The organism is Marinobacterium nitratireducens, assembly GCF_014645375.1.
GTDB lineage: Bacteria > Pseudomonadota > Gammaproteobacteria > Pseudomonadales > Balneatricaceae > Marinobacterium_A > Marinobacterium_A nitratireducens.
In genome coordinates, this window is sequence record NZ_BMLT01000013.1 from 103,488 (window position 1) to 124,112 (window position 20,625).

General features: G+C 62.1%; 19 protein-coding genes and 1 tRNA gene. 14 read left to right on the forward strand and 6 right to left on the reverse strand.

Annotated elements, in window-relative coordinates:
* Positions 1–268 precede the first annotated feature (268 nt).
* From IEX85_RS20595 to tcdA, 6 genes are all read left to right on the forward strand, one after another.
* A complete protein-coding gene (locus tag IEX85_RS20595; RefSeq protein ID WP_188862517.1) occupies positions 269–1,387 on the forward strand; it encodes a DUF2066 domain-containing protein in 1,119 nt (372 codons plus the stop codon).
* Complete coding sequence (locus tag IEX85_RS20600; RefSeq protein WP_188862518.1) at positions 1,384–2,481, forward strand: AI-2E family transporter; 1,098 nt, start codon at positions 1,384–1,386, stop codon at positions 2,479–2,481. The genes IEX85_RS20595 and IEX85_RS20600 overlap by 4 nt, the downstream gene beginning before the upstream one ends.
* Positions 2,474–3,178, forward strand: a complete 705-nt coding sequence (gene hda, locus IEX85_RS20605; RefSeq protein ID WP_188862519.1) for a DnaA regulatory inactivator Hda — start codon at positions 2,474–2,476, stop codon at positions 3,176–3,178. Before IEX85_RS20600 ends, hda begins: the two co-directional genes overlap by 8 nt.
* Before the next feature lie 85 nt (positions 3,179–3,263).
* Positions 3,264–4,010: a TIGR01621 family pseudouridine synthase gene (locus IEX85_RS20610; protein ID WP_188862520.1), complete on the forward strand. Its 747-nt coding sequence runs from the start codon at positions 3,264–3,266 to the stop codon at positions 4,008–4,010.
* The gene (locus tag IEX85_RS20615) at positions 4,000–4,215 is read left to right on the forward strand and encodes a hypothetical protein (protein WP_188862521.1); all 216 of its coding nucleotides are present in this window, start codon (positions 4,000–4,002) and stop codon (positions 4,213–4,215) included. The genes IEX85_RS20610 and IEX85_RS20615 overlap by 11 nt, the downstream gene beginning before the upstream one ends.
* A 15-nt stretch (positions 4,216–4,230) precedes the next feature.
* A complete protein-coding gene (tcdA, locus tag IEX85_RS20620) occupies positions 4,231–5,034 on the forward strand; it encodes a tRNA cyclic N6-threonylcarbamoyladenosine(37) synthase TcdA (protein WP_188862522.1) in 804 nt (267 codons plus the stop codon).
* 288 nt (positions 5,035–5,322) lie between these two features.
* Here the strand turns inward: tcdA and IEX85_RS20625 are convergent, their stop codons facing one another.
* Positions 5,323–5,928, reverse strand: coding sequence for a LysE family translocator (locus IEX85_RS20625; protein WP_188862523.1), 606 nt, complete (start codon positions 5,926–5,928; stop codon positions 5,323–5,325).
* A 98-nt stretch (positions 5,929–6,026) separates the two neighbouring features.
* Positions 6,027–6,968, reverse strand: coding sequence for a LysR family transcriptional regulator (locus IEX85_RS20630; protein WP_188862524.1), 942 nt, complete (start codon positions 6,966–6,968; stop codon positions 6,027–6,029).
* Between the two features lie 296 nt (positions 6,969–7,264).
* Here IEX85_RS20630 and IEX85_RS20635 point away from each other — a divergent pair, with 296 nt between their 5' ends.
* From IEX85_RS20635 to IEX85_RS20650, 4 genes are all read left to right on the forward strand, one after another.
* Complete coding sequence (locus IEX85_RS20635) at positions 7,265–8,278, forward strand: hypothetical protein (protein WP_229722037.1); 1,014 nt, start codon at positions 7,265–7,267, stop codon at positions 8,276–8,278.
* Between the two features lie 321 nt (positions 8,279–8,599).
* The gene (locus IEX85_RS20640; RefSeq protein ID WP_229722041.1) at positions 8,600–9,577 is read left to right on the forward strand and encodes a TAXI family TRAP transporter solute-binding subunit; all 978 of its coding nucleotides are present in this window, start codon (positions 8,600–8,602) and stop codon (positions 9,575–9,577) included.
* 102 nt (positions 9,578–9,679) lie between these two features.
* Positions 9,680–12,307, forward strand: coding sequence for a TRAP transporter permease (locus IEX85_RS20645; protein WP_188862527.1), 2,628 nt, complete (start codon positions 9,680–9,682; stop codon positions 12,305–12,307).
* A 2-nt stretch (positions 12,308–12,309) separates the two neighbouring features.
* The gene (locus IEX85_RS20650; protein ID WP_188862528.1) at positions 12,310–12,750 is read left to right on the forward strand and encodes a universal stress protein; all 441 of its coding nucleotides are present in this window, start codon (positions 12,310–12,312) and stop codon (positions 12,748–12,750) included.
* Positions 12,751–13,241: 491 nt separating this feature from the next.
* Here the strand turns inward: IEX85_RS20650 and IEX85_RS20655 are convergent, their stop codons facing one another.
* On the reverse strand, positions 13,242–14,126 hold the full coding sequence (locus IEX85_RS20655; protein WP_188862529.1) for a MurR/RpiR family transcriptional regulator: 885 nt from the start codon (positions 14,124–14,126) through the stop codon (positions 13,242–13,244).
* Positions 14,127–14,282: 156 nt separating this feature from the next.
* Between IEX85_RS20655 and IEX85_RS20660 the strand changes: the two genes are divergently transcribed.
* From IEX85_RS20660 to IEX85_RS20670, 3 genes are all read left to right on the forward strand, one after another.
* Entirely contained in the window at positions 14,283–15,623 is a 1,341-nt protein-coding gene (locus IEX85_RS20660; RefSeq protein ID WP_188862530.1) for an aspartate aminotransferase family protein, read from the forward strand.
* On the forward strand, positions 15,623–16,183 hold the full coding sequence (locus IEX85_RS20665; RefSeq protein ID WP_188862531.1) for a carboxymuconolactone decarboxylase family protein: 561 nt from the start codon (positions 15,623–15,625) through the stop codon (positions 16,181–16,183). The genes IEX85_RS20660 and IEX85_RS20665 overlap by 1 nt, the downstream gene beginning before the upstream one ends.
* Before the next feature lie 123 nt (positions 16,184–16,306).
* Positions 16,307–16,378, forward strand: a tRNA-Gly gene (locus IEX85_RS20670).
* 494 nt (positions 16,379–16,872) lie between these two features.
* On the opposite strand, the gene IEX85_RS20675 is transcribed toward IEX85_RS20670, so the two are convergent.
* The 3 genes from IEX85_RS20675 to IEX85_RS20685 form a co-directional block, all read right to left on the reverse strand.
* Positions 16,873–17,751 (reverse strand): LysR family transcriptional regulator, encoded by an 879-nt coding sequence (locus IEX85_RS20675; RefSeq protein ID WP_188862532.1) that lies wholly within the window; start codon positions 17,749–17,751, stop codon positions 16,873–16,875.
* Between the two features lie 44 nt (positions 17,752–17,795).
* Entirely contained in the window at positions 17,796–18,227 is a 432-nt protein-coding gene (locus IEX85_RS20680; RefSeq protein WP_188862533.1) for a Rossmann-fold NAD(P)-binding domain-containing protein, read from the reverse strand.
* 74 nt (positions 18,228–18,301) lie between these two features.
* Positions 18,302–19,072, reverse strand: a complete 771-nt coding sequence (locus IEX85_RS20685; protein ID WP_188862534.1) for an SDR family NAD(P)-dependent oxidoreductase — start codon at positions 19,070–19,072, stop codon at positions 18,302–18,304.
* Between the two features lie 411 nt (positions 19,073–19,483).
* Here IEX85_RS20685 and IEX85_RS20690 point away from each other — a divergent pair, with 411 nt between their 5' ends.
* The gene (locus tag IEX85_RS20690) at positions 19,484–20,617 is read left to right on the forward strand and encodes a saccharopine dehydrogenase family protein (protein WP_188862535.1); all 1,134 of its coding nucleotides are present in this window, start codon (positions 19,484–19,486) and stop codon (positions 20,615–20,617) included.
* The last annotated feature ends 8 nt before the right edge of the window (positions 20,618–20,625 follow it).

The window sequence follows — 20,625 nt, forward strand, 5'->3', positions numbered from 1 at the left end:
GTATCAGGTAACCTTTAAGCAACTGGAATGGTGCGGAAAAATAAGGCGGTATTCTATCAGGTTGCTACCGGGGCGGCTATGGAACCTGCGAACAAGTCCCGTTTATTCCGGCGCTGGGAAAGAGCGCATTGCACGGCGGGCCTGGTGCGGCCGTCGGTGCATCTTCAGGGCCCTTGCGAAGCCAGGAGGCGAGGTCCTAACGGCAGACGGAACTATGGTACAGTCAGCCGGAATACTGTTCCGATACATGAGCGCGAAGGATTACCTCATGACTGTCAAAAGGCTGTTAGGGGCTGTCGGCATTGACCGGTTCGGCCTGTTCCACAAACGGCAACAGCTGCTGTGGCTGATACCGGTATTGCTGCTGCTCTGTGGCGGGCAGGCCCGGGCCCTGACCGTGGTCGGGCTGCACAGTGCCGAGCTCGAAGTCGCGCAGCTGGAGACGGAACCGACGCCGCAGCAGACGCTCGACGGTCTGGCGCAGGTGCTGGTCAAGCTCAGCGGCCGCCGTGACGTCGCCTCCAGCGAGGGGTACCGGGGCATCCTCGAGCAGGCGCCGATGCTGTTGAGCCAGTATCGCTTCCGGCCAAAGGAAAATGGCGCGTTGCTGGAGCTCAAGTATGACGCGCCGGCGCTTGACCGGCTGCTGAGCGAAGCCGGTATCCGCGGCCCCGGCACGCAGCGGCCGGCGGTGCTGTTGTGGCTGGCGGTCGATGACAGCGGCCGCCTCGATTATGCGCCGCCGGATCACCCGGCACTGCTGGCGCTGGAGCGCAGGGCGCGGCAGCGTGGTCTGCCGTTGCAGCAGCCGCTGCTGGATCTTCAGGATCAGGTGGCACTGCCGCCACAGGCGCTGCGGGAGCTCTCCGATGCGGCGGTGCGCGAGGCCTCCGCTCGGTACCGGCCGGACGCCATCCTGATGGGTTGGGTGTTTGCCGAAGGCGGCGTCTGGCACAGCCGTTTCAATCTGTTGGCGCAGGGAGAAAGCCGCACGCTTGCGCCCGACGGTGACCTTGCGGCCCAGATGGCGGAGGCGGCGGACAGCGCCGCCGATCTGCTGTTGCTCGGCGGTGCGCCGCGCCAGGCGTTCAGCTACCGCCCGAGGGGGCTGGTGCTGGATATTGAGGGCGTCGATTCGCAGTCGGCCTATCTGCAGCTGATCAGTCTGTTGCGCGGCACCGAGGGGGTGTCAGCAGTCTTTCCCGAACGCTTCAGTCAGGGAAGACTGCAACTGCGCGTTCAGCTGGAGACCAGTGTGGCGCGGCTGCAGCAGACCCTGGAGCTGGAGCCGCGACTGCAGGAGATTCCGCAGTTCGGCAGCGCACAGCCCGGTGACACCGGGCTGCTGCAGTATCGCTGGAGCGGGCTGGGGGAGGCGGCGCAATGACGGAATCGCAGCGCTGGTTCCTGCTGATCTGCACTTTGGTGCTGGGGGGGCTGGTCTACCTGCTGGCGCCGATCCTGTCGCCCTTTCTGATAGCCGGGCTGCTGGCGTATCTGTTCGATCCGCTCGTCGACCGGCTCGAAGAGCGGCGCATGAGCCGTACCGGAGGGGTGGTGCTGGTGTTCGTGCTGCTGACCACCCTCATGGTCGTGTCGGTGCTGTTGCTGCTGCCCCAGCTTGGGCGCCAGGTTCAGGTGATGATCGATCGCGTGCCGGTGGTGATCGAACTGTTCGAACAGCGCCTGCTGCCGCAGGTCGAGGCGTTTCTCGGTGTCGACACCTCGGCGCTGGATTTTGGCAGTCTGAAAACGCTGATGCTGGGCAACTGGCAGGAAACCGGCAATCTGATGGCGAAACTGGCCGGAGGCATCACCAAATCGGGACTCGCAGTCGCCGCCTGGGCTGCCAATATGGTGCTGATACCGGTGGTGATGTTCTATCTGCTGCGGGACTGGGACATCGTCATGGCGCGCATCCGGGTGCTGCTGCCGCTCTATCTCGAACCCCGGGTGTCGCTCTGGGCGCGGGAATGCGACGAGGTGCTGGGGGCGTTTATCAAGGGGCAACTGCTGGTGATGCTGGCCCTCGGCGCGATTTATGCAATCGGTCTCTGGCTGGTGGGGCTTGATATTGCGCTGTTGATTGGTATGCTGGCCGGCCTTGCCAGTATCGTACCCTACCTGGGCTTTATCGTCGGCATTGTTGCGGCCAGTGTCGCGGCCTTTATCCAGTTCCAGGATCCGACGATACTGGTATGGGTAGCCGTGGTTTTCGGCATCGGGCAGGCGCTCGAGGGGATGGTGCTGACGCCTCTGCTGGTGGGCGATCGCATCGGGTTGCACCCGGTGGCGGTGATTTTCGCCATCATGGCGGGCGGGCAGCTGTTCGGCTTTGTCGGCGTGTTGCTGGCGTTGCCTGTGGCGGCGGTGATCATGGTGCTGCTGCGCCATCTTCACCGGGGGTACAAGAGCAGTACGCTGTATGGTTCGGCAACCGTTGCCGAGGTGGATTTGCGCAATACAGAACCGGATGAATAACACGGCACCTTTTCAGTTACCGCTGGGCGTTTCGCTCCGCGATGACGCACGCTTCGAGAATTACCTGACCGGCGCCAACGGCCTGGCCTGCGCCATGCTGCAGCAGGCAGCCCAGGGGCAGGGTGAGCTGCTGCTGTTTCTCTGGGGAACCCAGGGCGTCGGCTGTACCCATCTTTTGCAGGCAGCCTGCCACACGGCGGAGCCTGCGCGTCGCACAGCGGTCTATCTGCCGCTGGCCGAGCTGATGCATCTGGGCCCCGGCATTCTCGAGGGTATGGAACACCTCGATCTGGTCTGCATCGACGACATCCAGCTGATCGCCGGCAACCGTCTGTGGGAAGAGGGGATGTTCCACTTCTTCAACCGGATCCGGGCGCAGAACAACCGGCTGGTGGTGGCGGCGGACCGGGCGCCGCGTCAGCTCGGGCTCAACCTGCCGGACCTGCTGTCGCGCCTGAGCTGGGGCATGGTGTTCCAGCTGCACCCGTTGCCGGACGAAGACAAGGAGCGGGCGCTGCAGCTGCGCGCCCGCGCCCGTGGATTTCAGCTTTCGTCCGAAGTGGTGCGCTATCTGATCCACCATGCCAGCCGCGATATGGGCGATCTGTTCCAGCTGCTCGAGCGACTCGACCGGGCGTCTCTCAGCGCCAAGCGCAAGATCACCATTCCCTTTATCAAGCAGGAGATGGGCTGGTAGCGCCGGAGCCGGCGGCGACTGCTATGCTGATTTCGACGGCTTTGATTGCCGCTTCCCGCTACCTTCCGTGTGCAACAGGATGCCCATGTATCGACTGATCGACGAACAGCCGGATTTCCTGGTCATCGACAAGGCTCCGGGGATTGCGGTGCACCGGGATCAGACCGACGCAGGGCTGACGATGCTGCTGGAGCGGGACCGGGGCGAGTCGCTGCATCTGGTGCACAGGCTCGACCGCATGACCTCCGGTCTGATGCTGTTCGCGCGCAACGCGAAAACCGCGGCGCAGCTCGGGGAGCTGTTTCGTGCCCGCCAGGTCGACAAGTTCTATCTCGCGTTGTCGGATCGCAAGCCATCGCGCAAGCAGGGGCTGGTGCGCGGTGACATGACCCGTGGCCGCCGTGGTGGCTGGCGTCTGGCCAAAACCCTGGTCAATCCGGCCGTTACGCAGTTTTTCAGCGTCTCGGTAGGCGAGGGCGAACGTCTGTTTCTGTTGCGTCCGCTCACCGGTCGCACCCATCAGCTGAGGGTTGCGCTCAAGAGCCTCGGTGCGCCCATCATCGGCGATCCGGCCTACCATGAGCGCAGTGCCGCGCCGGAGACTCGCGGATACCTGCACGCCTGGATGCTGGGGTTCGAACTCAACGGGCGCCGCTATCGCTACCGCAGCGATCCTCAGATCGGCGAGCGTTTTCAGACCGAGGCGCTGCAGTCTGCGCTGGAGGCCTGGCAGGATCCCTGGTCGCTGCCCTGGCCGCGGGTGCCATCGGCGCACACACCGGCCTCACAGGACGCATCACAAGGCAACAAGGCAGTAAAAGATGACGGATGAGCGACAACCGCGGGATTTCGATGCCCGCGACGAGGCCGATAAAGCGGCATTTCTGGAACAGACCTGGTGCGACAACTGTCAGCAGGCAAACCTCGGCATGACCGATCCGGTGGAATACGAGCTGAAGGGCATCGTGTTTATCGAGGGGCGCTGCCGGCGCTGCGGGCAGCCGGTGCTGACCGAACTCACCGATGACGACTTCTGAAGGAGCTTGACCCAGGTGTCCAACGATTTCGACCTTCGCTTCGGCGGCAGTCGCCGGCTCTATGGTCAGGATGCGGTCGAGCTCTATCGCCGCAGCCATGTCTGCGTGATCGGCATCGGCGGCGTGGGGTCCTGGGTCGCCGAAGGACTGGCGCGCACAGGCATCGGTCGTATCACCCTGATCGACCTGGACGATGTCTGCGTGACCAACACCAACCGCCAGATCCATGCGCTGAGTTCGACCGTCGGTCGCTCCAAGGCCCTGGTGATGGCCGAGCGCATCGAGGCGATCAATCCGGAGTGTCGGGTGCAGCCGATCGAGGAGTTCATCACCCGCGACAACATCCCGGAGCTGATCAGCCGGGAGTACGACTACGTGGTCGATGCCATCGACAGTCTGCGCGAGAAAGCGGCGCTGATTGCACACTGCAAACGCAACAAGATACCGCTGATCACCGTCGGTGGCGCCGGCGGCCAGACCGATCCGACCCGTATCGCGATCGCGGATCTGAGCAAGACATCGCAGGACCCGCTGGCGGCCAAGGTGCGCTCCTTCCTGCGTCGCCACTATGGTTTCAGCAAATCGAAGAAATTCGGCGTCGACTGCGTCTACTCCACCGAGCAGCTGGTGTATCCGCAGCCCGATGGCAGCGTCTGTCAGCAGAAAACCCTGAGCGACGGCAACACCCGGCTGGATTGCGACGGCGGTTTCGGCGCCTCCGTATGCGTGACGGCCAGTTTCGGCTTCGTGGCGGTGTCGCGCCTGCTGCAGAAGATGAACGAGCGAGAAGCCCGGCGGCTCTCATCACTTCAGGACTAGACCCGCAGGAGCCCTGTTCTCGGGGCGAAACGTCCTGGTAAAGGGGTGTCGCGATCGCTCGCGGAGCGAGCTCCTACATAAAAAAAGAAGCAGCTACGAATCGTAGGAGCCCACTCCGTGGGCGAATTGTGACGGCACCGAGGCTTATCGCTCGCGGAGCGAGCTCCTACATAAAAAAAGAAGCAGCTCGAATCGTAGGAGCCCACTCCGTGGGCGAATTGTGACGGCACCGAAGATTATCGCTCGCGGAGCGAGCTCCTGTATCCAGGCGATGTGCTTAGAGTTTCCTCAGCCCAGCCCCACCTTGATTCCCAGCGCCATGAGCGCAACGCCCACCGTGCCTTCGATGCGGTGACGGACCCGGGAGAGCCAGGCCTGCACCGGCGGGCGCGTCAACAGCACCACCACCAGGGCAAGCCAGCAGAACTCGACCGTCACCGGTGTCAGGCCGTAGAGCGCCAGCCAGGCCTGGCTCAGGTCCTGTTCCAGCACCTGCGAGAACATCGCCAGGAAAAACAGCAGCACCTTGGGATTGAACAGGCTGATCAGCAGGCCTTCGGCAAAGGCGTTGCGGCCGCCTGTGCGCACATCGGATACCGCGTCCGGCGACTTCTTGCGGCTGCTCAGCAGGTAGACGACGCCCATGTACAGCAGGTAGGCGCCGCCGAGCCAGCGGATGGCACCAAACAGCGCCGGCGACTGGCTGATCAGGGCCGCAATGCCGACCAGCGACAGTGACGCATGTATCAGCAGCGCGGTGGCAAGGCCTGCGGCGGTAACGAAGCCGCTACGCAGGCCGCCGTTCAGGGTATTGCGCAATACGATTGCCATGTTGGCGCCGGGCAACATGGCGCCCAGCAGTGAAATGCCGGCGAACAGCATCCATTCGGTCATCAGTGCGTCTCCGTGTCCCGCTTGAGTCATCCTGCGGCTGGAGGGCATTTTAGGGCGCGGATGTCCGGAAGCCGAATGCCGAATGCTGATTCCGGTTATCAGCTTTGGTTATAACCGGATCGGGAGAAGGGCGAACTGCGCAGTGCCTCGTAGAATTGCTGCCGCAGGAAGCGGTGCGCAGGGTCGTGCTGCTGGCGCTGGTGCCAGATCAGCGAATACTGAACCCTGGGAACGTCGAACGGCAATGGTCGCTGTTCCAGCGCCAGGCCCTCATCCAGCCCAAGCAGGTTGTGTGCCATGTGCGTCGGCAGTGTCAGCAGGCAGTCGCTGCTGGCGCAGAAGGCGAGCGCAGACTGAAAGAACGGCACGGTGATATGGATGCGCCGCTGGCGCCCGAGTGCGGCCAGGGCGCTGTTAAGCGGCCGGTTCTTGTCGCCGCCACCGCTGATACTGATATGGTCGGCGCCGACATAGTCTTCCAGCGACAGCGCGTCATCCGACAGCAGCGGGTGTCCCCGACGCAGCAGGCAGCAGTAGTCGTCCTGACCCACTTCGCGGCCATGGATATCGTCGTAGGTATCATCGAGCACGCAGGCGGCCAGGTCCATGCGACCTTCGCGAAGGTCCCGGATCATCGACGGCTCCCAGAGGTGGAAGTGCAGCTGAAGGCCTGGGGCGGTGCGATACAGTGCCGCCACGAGCGGGGGCAGTATGTGCTCGGAGATATAGTCGGTAATGGCGATATTGAACCGGCCGTCGTAGAGCGACGGGTCGAACTGGCTCGGTACCAGACAGCTCTCGATCTGCACCAGCAGCGATGGCAGCTGGCCGGCCAGCGCTTCGGCCCTCGGCGTCAGCTGCATTTCGTTGCCGACGCGCACCAGCAGCGGGTCTCCGAACAGTTCGCGCAGCTGCGCCAGATTGCGGCTCATCGCCGGCTGGCTGACGTGCAGAGCCCGGGCTGCCTGGCTGACGCTGCGGCTTTGCAGCAGACGGTAAAGCGCCGGCAGCAGGTTCAGATTGATGCGCGAAAGTTCCATGCGGCAAGGGTATCAGCATGAGTTATAACTTGGGAAGCGTCATGCATGCTGCGGTGATTTTGTCTGTAAATGGCGACGATTGGGCGGTATTCTGCATCTGATTGGGCACGGCCGGAGACGCCGGTCCTGTTGCGGCGGTCTATACTGATCGGATCGAACGGGTGTGGCTGTTAGCGCGCCTGCCTGTGGGAACCGGAGGACGCCGGTCGGACAGTACGCGAACAGAGCAAGGAGGCACAAAGGCTTGAACAGGATAATGCAGATCAGCACGGCCCCGGGCCGGATATCGGAGCGCGATGATGGCGTCTGAACAGCAGTTTCGCGAGGCCGCTGCTGCCGACGTTTGCGCGGATGCCGTCACCGACGGCGGGTTCGATCGCGGTTTCGGCCGGATGCTGCAGCACGCCGGCATTCCCGACGCGCTCATCCAGGAGCTGTCGCAGGATGCGTCCGAGCCGGGGATAACGGCTTTGGAGCAGGTCCTGCTCGGATGCTGGCCGGTCGATGATTACCAGGCCGCAGTATCCGAACCCGAGGCGGTAGTCGCGCGCACCGAGCAGGCCCGTAGCACCTTTATGGATGGCGCTGCGCAGCTGAACCGGGAGCTGGAGACGCTCGATATTGCCGGCCTGATCGATATTCGGGTGACGGTCGGCGGAGTGCAGCTGGACTGGAGCCGCTTTGAGTGCTGCGACCTGCATTTCGGGCAGCTCTGGCTTGCCGAGACGAGAATGCTCGAGTGGCTTGCGGACGCCCGTGAGCGGGTCGAAGGCTTGTGCCGGCCGGCCAGAACCTGGGCGCTGGCCGCCAGTGTCTGCGAAATCGAGCGTGAGACCGGGCAGACGCGAGCGACCGCCGTCGAGTCCGGGGACCTTCAGGCTTATACCGGCCTGGTGTTCAAGTGGGCCTGGAATCTGCAGGGTCTCAATGCGCTCGAGTACGGCGAGCTGGCTGCGCGAGGGCAGAACCCTTTGTTGCTGGCTATCGGCGGATCGCGCCTTCGGGCTGGCTACGGCGTGCCGAGCCAGGCGTTCCGAACGCTGGGGTTGAGTACCCGTAATGCCACTGCAGAGCAGCTGCGTGCGGTAGCCCGGTTGCTGTTTGACCGCGGAGATCTGGCGCCGGAGCAGTTTTCTCTGCTCTCGCATTGCGATAGCTTGCTGCGCCCGTCGGAAAGGCTGGCCGCCCATGACTGGGTCGACCGATACGGCCAGTTGCTGGCGGATCTGTGGATTCGCGGCGATCGCGGCAGCTGGGTGGAAAGCACGCTCGATCTGCTCAAGCGGGCTGAATCGGGTGTTGCTGCCTGATGTCCGGATGCGGCGCTGCACTACGGCGCCACAACCGCGCTGGCGTCGACGCCATCCACCTGATTCCTAGAAGTTTTTAGCTCTTATTTCACCCTTGGTCCGGTCTGTGCCTATGCTGTAAACAGCAAATGGCCGCGCGCGGCTGTGACGCGGAGCTTCCGGAACCGGCCGGCAGACTTCCGGCGGTGCAGACGCGATGCGGCTCCCTGCTGTAATCACCCACCGGGCAGGACCGCCCCGGGTCGGGAGGAGCAGTCGGCTGCTTCCGGCGCGGAACGTCTCCGGTGATCGTTGGGCAACAACAAGGGAATAACCATGAAGATGAACCTCAAGAACATCTTTTCCGCCGCCATGCTGGGTTCTGCCCTGGCGCTGACTCCGGCAACCCAGAGTGCCGCCGCTGAACAAACCTTCGTCACTATCGGTACCGGTGGTCAGACAGGTGTCTACTACGTCGTCGGGCAATCGATATGTCGTCTCGTTAACCGCGGCGCCGAGGAACACGGCATCAAGTGTACCGCGCCTTCCACCGGTGGCTCTGTTGCCAACCTCAACGCCATTCGTGCCGGCGACCAGGACATGGGTGTCGCGCAGTCCGACTGGCAGTACCATGCCTACAACGGCACCGATCAGTTCGCCGAGCAGGGTCCCAACACCGAGCTGCGTGCGGTGTTCTCGGTACACCCGGAACCCTTCACCGTGGTGGCCCGGACGGATTCCGGCATCAAGGTCTTCGACGACCTCAAGGACAAGCGCGTCAATGTCGGCAACCCGGGTTCCGGCCAGCGCGGCACCATGGAAGTGGTGATGGAGAAGAAAGGCTGGAGCATGGATGATTTCAAGCTGGCGTCGGAGCTCAAGTCGTCCGAGCAGTCGCAGGCGCTGTGCGACAACAAGGTCGACGCCATCATCTTCACCGCCGGCCACCCGAATGGCTCGATCAAGGAAGCGACTACCTCCTGCGAGGCGGTGCTGGTACCGGTCGATGGCCCTGAAATCGATGCGCTGATCCAGGACAACAGCTACTACGCCAAGGCGATCATTCCCGGGGGCATGTACCAGGGAACCGATACTGACACCCCGACCTTCGGTGTCGGTGCCACCTTCGTTTCGTCGACCAAGACAGACCCCGAGGTGATCTATCAGATCGTCAAGGCGGTATTCGACAACTTCGACCGCTTCAAGCGGCTGCACCCGGCGTTCGAGAACCTCGACCCGGCGCTGATGATCAAGAACAACCTCTCGGCGCCGCTGCATGAAGGCGCCGTGCGCTACTACAAGGAACGTGGCTGGATGTAAGCCCGGCTGCGGCGGGCGGGTGTCAGGGAGGCACCCGTTTGCCGCCGCACAGGCGTTGTCCCGACGCCATCCGCGGACTGCTGCCAGACGACCGGAGGACCCATGAGCGAGCCGAAAAACCACGCTAAACAAGTTGACGATGCCGAATTGCAGGACATGGTGGCGGCCACTGACAGTGGTGCCCGAAATCCATCCGGCTGGCAGAAGGTACTGCTTCTCGGTACCGCTCTGTGCTGGTCGCTGTTTCAGATCTGGATAGCGTCGCCGCTGCCGTTTTACGACTGGCCGGTTGTGGGCAGTTTCGGTGTCTTCAACGATACCGAAGCGCGCTCGATCCATCTCGCCTTCGCGGTATTCCTGGCATTCCTCGCCTACCCGGCGCTCGGCGGCTCGCCGCGCGACCGCGTACCGGTACTGGATCTGGTGCTGGCGCTGGTGGGGGCCTTCACGGCGGCCTACCTGTTTATTTTCTACGAGCAGCTTTCGACACGGCCCGGGGCGCCGATCACCCAGGATATAGTGGTGGCCTGCGTTGGCATGGTGCTGCTGCTCGAAGCCACCCGTCGCGCGCTCGGACCGCCCCTGGTCATCGTGGCGGTGGTGTTTCTCGTCTATACCTTCGCCGGCCCCTATATGCCGGATATCATCGCGCACAAGGGGGCGGGCCTGGCCCAGGTGGTCAATCACCAGTGGGTGACCACTGAAGGGGTCTTCGGTATCGCACTCGGTGTCTCGACCAGTTTCGTGTTTCTGTTCGTGCTGTTTGGCGCGCTGCTCGACAAGGCCGGCGCCGGCAACTATTTCATCAAGCTGGCGTTCTCGCTGCTCGGGCACCTGCGTGGCGGCCCGGCCAAGGCGGCGGTTGTCTCCTCGGGCATGACCGGCCTGATTTCCGGTTCCTCCATCGCCAACGTGGTCACCACCGGTACCTTTACCGTGCCGATGATGAAAAAAGTCGGCTTCAGCGCCGAGAAGGCGGGCGCGGTGGAAGTGGCCTCGTCGGTCAACGGCCAGATCATGCCGCCGGTCATGGGGGCCGCGGCCTTCCTGATGGTCGAGTATGTCGGGCTGTCCTATGTCGAGGTCATTACCCACGCCTTTCTGCCGGCGCTGATTTCCTATATCGCGCTGGTATACATCGTCCATCTCGAGGCGCTGAAACTGGGCATGCAGGGACTGCCGCGGCGCGGCGTCGCCAAGACCTGGCAGGCAAGGCTGATGGGCTTCCTGCTGGGCTTCCTGATTACCACCGGTATCGCGCTTGCCGTTTATTATGGTCTTGGCTGGCTGAAACCGCTGCTCGGCGGTGCCGCCGGACCTGTTATCTCGTTGCTGCTGGGGGCCGTTTACGTCGGCATGATCGCCTTTGCTGCACGCTATCCGGAGCTTCAGCTCGATGACCCCAACGCCGACGTGATCGAGTTGCCGGAAACCGGACCGACATTCAAGTCCGGGCTTCATTATCTTCTGCCGGTGGTGGTGCTGGTCTGGTGCCTGATGGTGGAGCGCCTGTCGCCCGGGCTGTCGGCGTTCTGGGCCAGCGTGCTGATGATCGTGATACTGTTGACCCAGCGTCCGCTGTTCGCGGTTTTCCGTCGCAGCGGCAATCTCCAAGAGGCCTGGAAGCTGGGGCTTGCACAGCTGATCGACGGCCTGATCAGCGGTGCGCGCAACATGATCGGCATCGGTATCGCCACCGCGACCGCCGGTATCATCGTCGGCGCGGTATCCCAGACCGGGGTCGGTTCTGTGCTGGCGGACCTGGTCGAGGTGCTGTCCTTCGGCAACCTGCTGCTGATGCTGCTGCTGACCGCCGTGCTGAGCCTGATTCTCGGCATGGGGCTACCGACCACCGCCAACTATATCGTGGTGTCATCGTTGCTGGCGCCGGTTATCGTTACCCTGGGGCAGGAATCCGGGCTGATCGTACCGCTGATTGCGGTGCATCTGTTCGTGTTCTACTTCGGCATCATGGCCGACGTGACGCCGCCGGTCGGGCTGGCGTCCTTCGCCGCCGCGGCGGTTTCCGGCGGCGATCCCATTCGCACCGGCTTCGTTGCCTTCTTTTACAGTCTCAGAACCGCCATCCTGCCGTTCCTGTTCATCTTCAATACCGATTTGCTGCTGATCAATGTCGACTGGTGGCACGGAATTGCGGTGTTCGTCATTTCGACCATTGGCATTCTGCTCTTTACCGCCGCCACCCAGGGCTACTTCTTTGCCCGCAACCGTCTGTACGAGACGCTGCTGCTGCTGCTCATCGCCTTCTCGCTGTTCCGGCCGGGCTTCTGGATGGACATGATCGTACCGCCCTACGAGTCCAGACCGGGACAGGTGCTGCTGGACGGCTCGGGTGACATAGACGCAGGTTCAAGGCTGCGGCTGCATATCGAGGGTGTCGACGATATCGGCAATCCGCGCAGCTTCGTTGCGGTGCTGACCCTGGGCGAGGGCGACAATACCGTTGACCGACTGGCGGATGCCGGCCTGGAGTTGCTGGATAGCGACGGCAAGGTGCTGGTGGACATGGTCGGTTTCGGCAGCCGCGCCGAAGACGCCGGCCTGATGTTCGATCAGGTGATCGAGCGCGTCGAAGTGCCGCAGTGGCAGCCACCGAAAGAACTGATCTTCATTCCGGCGTTGCTGCTGCTGGTCCCGGTGGTGGCGCTGCAGCGTCGCCGGCGGCGCAGTGAAGAGCCGGCTGTCCGGGCCGAAGCAAGCGGAGGTTAAACATGTTCAAGAACATACTGATACCCGTGGATCTCGAGGAGCCGGATTTCGCGCGTCCGGCCATCGAGGTGGCGCTGCGGGAGCGCGATCCGGACGGCGGCTGCGTGCATCTGATGACGGTCATCCCCGGTTTCGCCTCGCCGCTGGTGGCGTCCTATTTCGATCCGGCGACGGTCGAGAAGGCCCATGAGGCGGTCGATCAGCACCTGCTCGATTTTGCCCACAAGGAGCTTCCCGCCGATACCCCTCACCATCTCACCGTGCATCAGGGGCACCCGGCCAAGCGCATCGTGGAGCAGGCGGAAAAAATCCACGCCGATCTGATCATCATGTCGGCGCATCATCGCGGCCGCATCGATCATGCGCTGCTCGGCTCGAGCTCGGCCCGCGTCGTCGAGCACGCCCACTGCTCGGTGATGATACTGCGGCGCTGGGAGAATTAAGGTTAATCGCGCTTTAGCGGGAAACACGTGTAGGGTGCCCTGAGTGTAACGAAGCGCACCGATGTTCATTCGTGTGGAGTCCAACGTTATCGTGGCCTGAAAGCACGGGTTTCGCCTGGCGGCGACTTACATTTCTTTGCTCGTGCAAAAGAAAAGTAAGTAAAAGAAAGCACGCCCGAAGAAGCCTGATCACTGTGCGCTGGAAGCCTTTTCCGGGCGCCGCTTACGGCACATCCCTGTGCCGGATCGGCGGCTCGGCATCCATGCCACGCCCCTGTCGGGCCTGACCGGAAAAGCCTCCCAGTGCTCGTTGGCTTCAAACGGGACCCGGGTGCCGGCTGAAGCTCACTGGAAAACCTTCGTCACCTGGCAAGTCTATCGAGCCGCTAGAGGATACAAGGCAACTGCATGATGAATACGGACTTCACTCTAATCCGCGAAGAACCAAAATTAAGGTGTGGGGTCCTGCGGACATTTCGTTCGCCACTAGTTCAGGTGATCGGTGCCAGCTCGCCGATCAGTTCCTCGCGCCGTCGCAGCGACTCCAGCGCCTGTTCGCCCAGGAGTCGTGCGGTCTCCGCCAGTAGAGACTCCGCCAGCACGAAGAACCCTGCCATGCCGTTGCTGTAAAAGCTGCTGCGGTTCGGCACTGCAAAGCAGCAGTCGGCCTCCGGCGCCAGTGGCGAGGTGGACGAGTCGGTCAGCGCTATCACTTTCAGGTTTCGGCGTTTTGCCGCCTGCGCCGCCGTAATGACCGCGGGGGTATAGGGAAAGCTGCTGGCGACCACCAGCAGATCGCCCGCTTCCAGCTGGCCGAGCGCGTCGGCGAGTCCCCGGGCGCCGCTGTCCAGGGTCGAGACATCGGCCCGTATCATCCCCAGTCCGTATGCCATGAAATAACCCAGCGCATGGTATTGCCGCAGGCCGTGGATACGCACCCGCCGCGACCCGGCCAGCAGTTCGGCAGCCTGCATGAACAGGGCAGGGGCGACGCCGTCCAGCATGCTGGCGATATTGCTGCTTTCTTCGCGGCCGATCCGGTGCAGCAGATCGGGCTGGCCGGTACCCGCTTCCAGCAGCAGGCTGGCCTGATCACTGTAAAAGTGCCCGCCGGCACCGCTGACGGCATTGCGAAACAGCGCCTGAAAAGCCCCGAAACCGTCGAACCCCAGACGCTTCGCGAGTCGCGACAGCGTCGAGGCATTGACGCCGAACCGCTGCGCCAGCTCGGTGATAGAGGCCATGGCGGCAAAGCCCGGTTCCTGCAGCATTGCGGTCAGTACCCGGTGCGAGTGACTGCCCGGACGCACCGGCGGCTCGGCCCCTCCCAGGCGCGCGCGCAGGGATTCCAGTGATTCGGGTGCTGTGTGGCTCATCGTTCAGGCTCCGGTCGTTCGCGGGGGCCATTATCGTCAAATGCCCGTCGGCTTGCCATTGCGGGCGCTTGTTAAACATAAATGCAAAAATACTTGCTAAAAGACAGAGGCGCAAATATATTTGCATCAAGTGCAATCAGCCGGGAACCCATCAGCATGTCCAGGGTATTTCATCGCAGCCTGCGTCAATCCTATCCCACCGCCGTCGCCGGCGAGGGGCCCTATATCATTGACAGCGACGGGCGCCGCTACCTGGACGCCTGCGGTGGTGCGGCGGTGTCCTGCCTTGGCCACAGCGCCACGGAGGTGATCGAGGCGGTACAGCAGCAGGTGCAGCAGCTGGCTTATGCGCACAGCTCTTTCTTTACCACCGAGCCGATGGAACAACTGGCGGAATTCCTCATCGACCGCGCACCTGAGGGGCTGGAGTCGGTGTATTTCGTGTCCGGTGGCTCGGAAGCCGTGGAGGCGGCGCTCAAGCTGGCGCGCCAGTACTTCACCGAAATCGGACAGCCGCAGCGGCGTCACCTGATCGCGCGCCGCCAGAGTTATCACGGTAATACCCTGGGGGCGCTCGCAACCGGCGGCAACCTGTGGCGGCGGGCTCAGTTCGAGCCGCTGCTGACCGGTGTCAGCCACGTCAGTCCCTGCTATGCCTACCGCGAACGTCTGACCGGCGAAAGCGATGATGACTTCTCCACGCGGCTGGCAAAGGAGCTCGAGGACGAGATTCTGCGCCTGGGGGCCGATGAAGTCATGGCCTTCGTTGCCGAGCCTGTTGTCGGCGCAACCCTGGGTGCGGTTCCACCGGTTGCGGGGTACTTCCGCAAGGTGCGCGAGGTCTGCGACCGTTACGGCGTGCTGCTGATCCTCGATGAGGTGATGTGCGGCATGGGGCGTACCGGTACCCTTTTCGCGGTGGAGCAGGAGGGGATCAGTCCCGATATCACCACCATCGCCAAGGGGCTGGGCGCCGGCTACCAGCCCATCGGCGCGACCCTGGTCAGCGGAAAGATTTACCGTGCCATTGAAGAAGGCAGCGGCTTCTTTCAGCATGGCCATACCTATATTGGTCACGCCACCGCCTGCGCCGCTGCGCTTGCGGTACAGCGCACCATCGAAGAGAAACAGCTGCTGGCGCGCGTACGCGAGCTTGGAGCGGGTCTCGAGGCGCGTCTGCGGGAGCGCTTCGGCGCGCATCCGCATATCGGCGATATCCGCGGGCGGGGACTGTTTCTCGGGCTCGAGCTGGTACGGGATCGCGACACCAGGGTAGCGTTCGACCCGGCGCTGAAACTCCATGCCGTGATCAAGAAGGCGGCAATGGCTAATGGTCTGATGTGCTATCCGATGGGCGGAACCATCGACGGCCAGCGGGGTGATCATATCCTGCTGGCGCCGCCGTTCATCCTCGAAGAGTTCCATCTGGACGAGGTGGTCGACAAGCTCGATACGGCAATCGGCTCTGCGCTGAAAACCGTCTGTGGAGGAAACTGATGAAATCCCGACTGACCGCCCTCGAGCGCCGCGAGATGAGTGCCGAACAGCAACGAGTGCTGGATGCGATTCTGAGTGGTCCCCGGGGCAACCTCGACGGGCCTTTCCTGGCCTGGATTCACAGCCCGGAACTCGCGGACCGCGCTCAGGCCCTCGGCGCTTTCTGCCGCTATCACACCCGGATGCCGTTGCGCCTGTCGGAGCTGGCGATACTGGTGACCGCAGCCTGGTGGCAGTCGCAGGCCGAATGGCAGATCCATGAGCCGATCGCCCGCGATGCCGGAGTCGGCGAGGCGGTTATCGAGGCGTTGCGGCTCGGCCAGGAGCCCGAATTCCACGATGAGACCGATCGCCTGGTGTACCGCATAGGCCGCAGCCTCTACGAGACTCGCAGGGTCGACGGGGCGCTGTATGCGCAGGCTCGAGATCAGTTCGGCGAAAGCGCGCTGGTCGAGCTGATCGGCATTTACGGTTATTACGCCCTGGTGGCGATGACGCTGAATGTCTTCGAGGTACGCCGGGAAACGACCGAACGGCTACCGTTCGCCGAGCAGGATTAGAGCTTCGAGGCCGCTGTGCGTGCGTCACCCGTCTCAAGAATGGTGGCGGGTAAAAATTCCCGTGAGATCAATATCAAAGGCTTGCGGGCAAAGGATGTCAGCGGTACATTAATGGAACGCTCGGCGGGTATCGTATAGTGGTTATTACTCGAGCTTCCCAAGCTTGCGAGGCGGGTTCGATTCCCGCTACCCGCTCTCAGAAAATCCTCCTGTGCTTGATGGTTATTCCCGATCAGGCATTATTTCTGCTGTCTGTTCTTGGCTTATAATACAGGTGCACCTGCTTCTCGATTCTTGATTTTCCCTTCGAATTCTTTTCATCTTCTGAACTCAGGGTTGGTTGGAACGCGCTTTTGTCCATAGGGTTACGTCTGGAAGGCCGGCCGCAGTGCGATTGGTTCGGTAAAATCCGTTTATGAAAACAAGCCCAGCGATTACAAAAGTAATAATAAAAAAACGGCCGCGTAAACTGCCCTTAAGTGATCACTTGGTGCAGGGTGGAGTTTAAATCGCGGCCGCTGAAGATGGGAATCCAAGCTTTCGTTCCTGAAACCTGGAGTGCGCCTTGGGGTGAGGTTGGCGACAGGATTAATTTAAATAATTTAAGAAGAATCCGTAACTTTATTTTATTTATAGGCATATATAATCGACGATAATGGCCTGCTCGTATGTCAATCTGGTTGAAGGTTTCATTTCAGAAGCTGTTCCCGAAACCAGCGATTGGCCTGATCCAGGTCTGCGCTTTTATGCCAGTACAGATGCCATTCAAGCGGAGGCATATCAAACGGCAGTTTGAGTATGCGGGCGTCATACTGTCTGGCGAGGCGCGACGGTACGGTCAGGGCCAAATCGGTGCGCAGTGCTACCAACGGAGCGACCATATAGTGCTTGACGCGTAGCTTGATTTTGCGGGCCAGTCCAAGGTTGTTGACGGCGGCATCAACCTGCCCAACTCCACTTGGGCGGCTCGATACCAATATATGTCCCAGTGCCAGGTAGGTTTCCAGTGTCAGTTCCTCACCCACCAGTGGGTGGTCGTTGCGGACCATGCAGACATACTCGTCAGTGAACAAAGGTTGATGGCACAGTTGGGGGTCGTTCAGCAGTGGCACATCGATCGCCAGGTCGAGGGTGCCGCTTGCGAGTGCATCCGGGAACTCCTTCCTGCTGTGGTAGTGGCTTTGGATGCCCAGGCCTGGCGCGCTGGCCTGCAGTTTCTCCTCGAGCGCCGGCAGCAATAAGGCTTCCGGCAGATCGTTCATACTGAGACGAAACACCTTGTCCGATGTTCCCGGGCTGAAGTGATTGCCTTCCTGGATGCTCAGGTTCAGCAATTGCAAGGCTTCGCGAACCTGAACGGCGATATTGTCGGCTACCGGTGTAGGCACCATGGCCTTGGGTGTGCGAACGAAAAGTTGGTCGTCAAAGGTCTTGCGCAGTCTCGAAAGCGCATTACTGACCGCGGGTTGGGTAATCGACAATATTTCAGCCGTACGCGTCAAGTTGCGGACGTTATAAATGGTGTCGAAAACGATAAAAAGGTTCAGGTCAACCCGGGAGAGACGCATGGGCAATGACTCCGATCGCAACATTATTCATGTCGTGAATACGTTTATTCTCGGGTAATAACATTCAAATGAGAGTTTTCGTTCCTTAGTGCCTGGCGCGGGGGCCGAAGTGGCGCATGCAAGCAGACGCGATCGAGTGGGAAGCCGCGGTCGATGAACGCCGCAATATTGGCTATCAGGCTCAACGGAACGCTGCGCGCATTCAACGGTGTATTGCTGACCTTGATACCGCAGGCTCGGGCGGCCTCCAGATCGATACGGTCAGTTTCGGAGCCGGCGACCGCGATGAGCTGGACCGAAGCGGGTAATCGCCTGATCAGGCTTCCGTCGATCGGATCCCCGGTACCGCAGACAAAAATTCGAGTTCCATGTGAGACCTCTCCGCGCACGATCCTTGTATGGCCGAGAGGCGCCAACAGAGCGACCATTTCTTTGGGGAGTGTATGACTCAGAGCGATAGTTGCGTACTGGTTCATTATAGTTTTCCAATCTATCCGGCGCGACGGTGTTGGTCCTGTACGCCCTTACTAGGGGCTTATTCATGGGCTCCCTAGATCAGCCGGGTGTGAAGGGCGCCGTCCACGGGTAAAACCGCACCGTTTACGAATGAGCCGGCGTCGCTGGCGAGCAGCATGACAGGCCCTATCAGTTCGTCGAGCTGGCCCAGGCGTCGCGCGGGCATGGTGTGAATGTAGGCCTGGCCTTTCTCGCTGGCGAAAAAGTCCGCATTCATCTCGGTTTCGAACCAGCCGGGGGCGACGGCGTTGACACGAATGCCGTAGCGCATCAGGTCGTTCGCGAGCGATCGCGTCAACTGAAGGACTGCGCCCTTTGAGGTGGCGTAGGTGCTGTAGCTCGGTTTGGCGCCGAGGCCAAGCACTGAGGCGATATTGACGATGGACCCCGGTCGCTGGGCTTCCACCAGGCGGCGCGCGGCCTCCTGGGACACGTGCCAGACCCCCTTCAGGTTCGTATCCAGCACGCTGTCCAGCGACGCTTCGTCGATGTCCAGAAAGGGGCGCGGGGCCGCGATGCCGGCATTGTTGACGATGATATCGCACAGACCGACTTCGGCGTTGGCGGCGTCGAAGGCGCTGCGCACGCTCTCGGGCGAAGTCACATCAAGCGCAACGGCAATCGCGCGGCCACCGGCGCCGTTGATGCCGCTGACCAGTGCTTCTAGCCGTTCGACCCGACGGGCCGCGGCCACCACGGTGGCTCCGGCTGCCGCCAGGCCCTGGGCCAGACGGTAACCGATACCGCTTGATGCGCCTGTGACGAGCGCAACTTTTCCTTCCAGCGAAAAACGTTCTATTGCCATTGTCCTGTTCTCCCGGTGGGGGCGTTCTGGGTGGGGAAGCGCGGACCTGTGTGAAAGCGCCCGCAATGTGCTGCTTTTGCCGGGTTTTCACGCCGCTGAACACGCTATCGACGTTGAGCCTATCAGCTGGATAATATTAACGCAACAGATGTTATGATAAATTGGCTTAGCCATCTGACACCTCGCCTCCTGAGCGGGGCTGTGGCGTAGAGCATTTCCGGACAGGCCAAAAAATAAATACATAACAAGTGTTGCGTAAAATAAAAACGCCTTGTTATGATGCAGCCAATCGCGAGAGCGCCGAGGCGGACCTCACAGGATTCCCCTGGAGACCCGCCTTCGCTCACGGGACCTTGATCGTCCATTGCATCCACCCAACACCGATCATCAATAAGAAGCGAGGAGCACTCGATGGCTAAATATCCAGTTGTTGTTTACGGCGCCAGTGGCTACACCGGCATGCTGATCATGGACTGGCTGATCGACCAGCACATTCCGTTTACCGCGGTCGCCCGCAACGCCGGCCGCGCCCGCGAAATGATGGCGCAGCGGGTGGTGGGGCTGGAGTCCGCCACCTACGAGATCGTCGAGTGCGCGCACGAGGTCGAGGCGCTGGTCGAGGTGTTCAAGGGCGCCAAGGTGGTCTGCAACACCGTCGGCCCCTTCGTCAACTTCGGCCTGACGGCGGTGGAAGCGGCGCTGAAGGCGGGCTGCCACTACCTGGATCCGGCGGGGGAGCAGGCGCACATCAAGGCGCTGCGCGATGAATTCGGCGAACTCTATCGTCAGGCGGGGCTGCTGCTGTCGCCGTCGCTGGCCTACATGTACACCTACGCCGAAATCGCGGCGGAACTGGCGCTGGAAACCCCGGGGGTAGATTCCCTGGAGACGGCGACCCTGACCCGTGGGCCGCGCGTCGGCGCCGCCGGGGTGACCGTCGGATCGACCGCCACCATCTTCGAGGGCATGCGTCACCCGGGCGCCTACCTGTGGGAGAAGGAATTGGTGCCGTACGCGCCCAGCTCGAGCTTCAACGTCGTCTGTCCGGACCTGCTGGAGTCGGTGTTCTGTCTTCCCTGGGGCGGCACCTCGCTGCCGGTGTTCTTCGAGCGCGACGGTCGGGTGCGCAGCTGCATGTCCTGCGTCGGCTTCTACGACAACCCGGTGATGAAGATGGTCCATGGCCTGGGCGAGAAGTGGGAGACGGAGTACAAGCACCTGCCGAAGGAGCAGCAGGACGCGGTGATCCAGAACCTGGTGGACTCGACGACGCCGGCGATGCCGCCGCGCGAGCGCAGCACGCTGCAGCGCACGGTGGACTTCGCGATCGGCCGGGGTCAGCTGACGTCGGTGCGGGCGACGGTACACGGCATCACGCCGTACATCGCGACCGGGGCGTTGCACGCGGCGGCGGTGGCGAAGCTGCTGGACAACGACCTGAACAAGGCGGGTTTCGCGTCGTCGTCGCAGGCGTTCGGGCACCACTACATGCTGGGCTTCCTGGAGCAGCGCGGTCTGGCGCGCGCATCGGTGAAAGAGCTCTGAGGAGGCGG